General features: G+C 48.4%; 1 pseudogene. It reads left to right on the top strand.

Features of this window, described 5'->3' with window-relative positions:
* Positions 1-3485, top strand: a pseudogene (locus tag UCI88_RS00930) (hypothetical protein); the annotation flags it as partial.

Genomic DNA, 3485 nt, shown 5'->3' with positions numbered 1-3485 from the left:
GGTTTAACCAATACTAAATGGGATCCTGCGACTAACGGAATCGTAAGCGGTCGTGCGGCCACAGAAGATCAGTTAGAAAAAGCCATTTCCAAGGTATCTTCAGATGTTGGCGGTGCTCATACGGAACTGACCTTAGACGGAAAATCGGCAAAGGCTGGTGCAAACGGTGCGCTTGGTGATTACATTGGTGAAAACAACCTTACTATGGCTGTGAAAGATGTAAACGGCCAGAAGGTTTATGACCTCAAATTGAAGAATGAAGTGGTTATCGGTCAACCGGGCAAGGATGGTAAAGACGGTACACCGGGCAGCATCGGCTTAGTCGGTCCTCAAGGGCCTGCCGGTGAAGACGGCCAACCGGGTAAGAATGCTTATGGTGAAATCTCCGTGAAGAACGGCGTCGATGGTGTCGATGGCAAGCACGGTAAAGACGGCATCACCCGTATCGTTTATGAAGATGAAAAGGGTGAAGAACATACGGTAGCTACTCTGGAAGACGGCTTGAAGTTCGCCGGCGATACAGAAAATGTGACCATCGCTAAGAAACTCAATGAAACCTTAGACGTTAAAGGTGGTATCAGTGATGCAAGCATGCTTACCGACAACAACATCGGTGTTGTTGCTGAAGAAAAAGGTGGCTTGACAGTGAAATTAGCCAAGAACCTTGACTTGGATAATGGCAGCGTAGCCTTTGCTGAAGTAGCGAAAGATAAAGATGGCAATGCTCTCGTGAAAGGTGAGGATGGAAACTGGTACACTGATTTAACTGACGCTGTCTACGATGCAGACAGTCAGACGTACACCAAGGACGGTGCAGCGTTAACGGCTGTCGAAAGTCCGGTTGTGGGAGCGGTGAAGTTAAGCTCGACAGGTCTCGACAACGGTAATCAACGGATCGTAAACGTCGCAACCGGTATTGATAAGACTGATGCCGTTAATGTGGGTCAGTTGGACACCGCAATTTCCAACGTTGTGACCTCAGTTGGCGGTGCTCACACAGAACTTACTCTGGATGGTAAATCGGCAAAGGCTGGTGCAAACGGTGCGCTCGGCGATTACATTGGTGACAATAACCTCACGATGGCTGTGAAAGATGTGAACGGCCAGAAGATTTACGACCTCAAATTGAAGAATGAAGTTGTCATCGGTCAACCGGGCAAGGACGGTAAAGACGGCACTCCGGGCAGCATCGGCTTAGTCGGTCCTGCAGGTCCTAAAGGTGAAGACGGCCAACCGGGCAAGAATGCTTATGGTGAAATCTCCGTGAAGAACGGTGCTGATGGTGTCGATGGTAAGCATGGTAAAGACGGAATCACCCGTATTGTTTATGAAGATGAAAAGGGTGAAGAGCATACGGTAGCTACGCTGGAAGACGGCTTGAAATTTGCCGGGGATACAGCTGACGTAACGATTGCTAAGAAGTTGAACGAAACTCTTGAAGTTAAAGGTGGCATCAGTGATGCAAGCATGCTTACCGACAACAACATCGGTGTTGTTGCTGAAGAAAAAGGTGGCTTGAACGTGAAATTAGCCAAGAACCTTGACTTGGACAATGGCAGCGTCACCATTGCTGCTGATTCGGCGAAAGACGACAAAGGAAAGTGGCTCGTGAAAGGTCAAGATGGTAACTGGTACACGGATTTGAAAGGTGCCGTGTACGATGAAGATACGCAGACCTATACTAAGAATGGCAAACCCTTAACGGCCGTAACCAATCCTGTTATGGGAACAGTAAAATTGAGTACTGCCGGACTTGATAACGGCAACCAACGTATCGTTAACGTAGCGCCGGGCAAGGCCGATACAGATGCTGTTAACATGGCTCAACTTCGAAACATTGCTAATAAGCCGGAGCATCACAACCGGGTTACGGTTTATGGCGAAACGGCAGAGCCCGGTGAAAACGGTCAACATGGCCCATATGTAAAAAATCACAACCTCACTATGGGTGTAAAAGAAGTTGATGGCGAATTAATCCACGATATTCAGTTGTCTAAATTCGTCGACTTGGAAGAAGGTAAATTGACCTTTACTGTGCCGCAAGATGAAAACAATCCGACTTTCAGACAGGCAGCCGATGCGAATACGAGTCAGGTAACCTTGAGTGCAGCCGGCTTAGATAGCGGCAATCAGCGCATTATCAACGTAGCTGACGGCGTCGACGATAAAGATGCAGTCAACGTTTCACAGCTTAAAGCCAATAAGGTGACCTTAACTGCTGGTAATAATGTTAAGATTACCGATAAGACTGAAGATGATAGTTCTACGAACTATACAATCGCATCTACCGATACGATTACCGGTCTCACCAATACTAAATGGGATCCTGCGACTAACGGAATCGTAAGCGGTCGTGCGGCCACAGAAGATCAGTTGAACGCGGCTATTTCCAAGGTGACTGAATCGGTTGGTGGAGCTCACACGGAACTGACTTTAGATGGGAAATCTGCCAAAGCCGGTGCTGATGGCGCTTTAGGCGCATACATTGGAGAAAACAACCTGACCATGGCTGTGAAAGATGTAAACGGCCAGAAGGTTTATGACCTCAAATTGAAGAATGAAGTTGTCATCGGTCAACCGGGCAAGGATGGCAAAGACGGCACTCCGGGCAGCATCGGTTTAGTCGGCCCGCAAGGTCCTGCCGGTGAAGACGGACAACCGGGCAAGAACGCCTACGCTGAAATCTCCGTGAAGAACGGCGTCGATGGTGTCGATGGTAAGCATGGTAAAGACGGTATTACCCGTATCGTTTATGAAGATGAAAAGGGTGAAGAACATACGGTAGCTACTCTGGAAGACGGCTTGAAGTTCGCCGGCGATACGGAAAATGTAACCATCGCTAAGAAACTTAACGAAACCCTTGAAGTTAAGGGTGGCATTAGCGACACAACCTTGCTCACGGATAACAACATCGGCGTCGTCGCCAAATCTGATGGCGGCTTAACCGTGAAATTGGCCAAAAACCTCAACCTGTCTGACGGCAGCGTAGCCTTTGCAGAAACCGCGAAAGATGCAGAAGGAAACGTTCTCGTGAAAGGTGAAGATGGCAACTGGTACACTGATTTAACTGACGCTGTCTACGATGCGGACAGTCAGACGTACACCAAGGACGGTGCAGCTTTAACGACTGTCGAAAGTCCGGTTGTGGGAGCGGTGAAGTTAAGCTCGACAGGACTCGACAACGGTAATCAGCGTATTGTAAACGTCGCAACCGGCATCGAAAAGACTGATGCTGTTAATGTGGGGCAATTGGACACAGCTATTTCAAATGTGACCACTAAAGTTGGCGGAGCTCACACGGAACTCACTCTGGATGGTAAATCGGCAACAGCCGGTGTTGATGGCGCTTTAGGTAAATACATCGGTGACAACAACCTCACTATGGCCGTGAAAGATGTTAACGGCCAGAAGATTTATGACCTCAAATTGAAGAATGAAGTTGTTATCGGTCAACCGGGCAAGGACGGTAAAGATGGCACACCGGG

Source organism: Megasphaera massiliensis, assembly GCF_036305205.1.
In the GTDB taxonomy this organism is placed as follows: Bacteria; Bacillota; Negativicutes; order Veillonellales; family Megasphaeraceae; genus Megasphaera; species Megasphaera massiliensis.
Note: the sequence above shows the minus strand (reverse complement) of the source record. Positions and strands in the feature narration are given on the sequence as shown.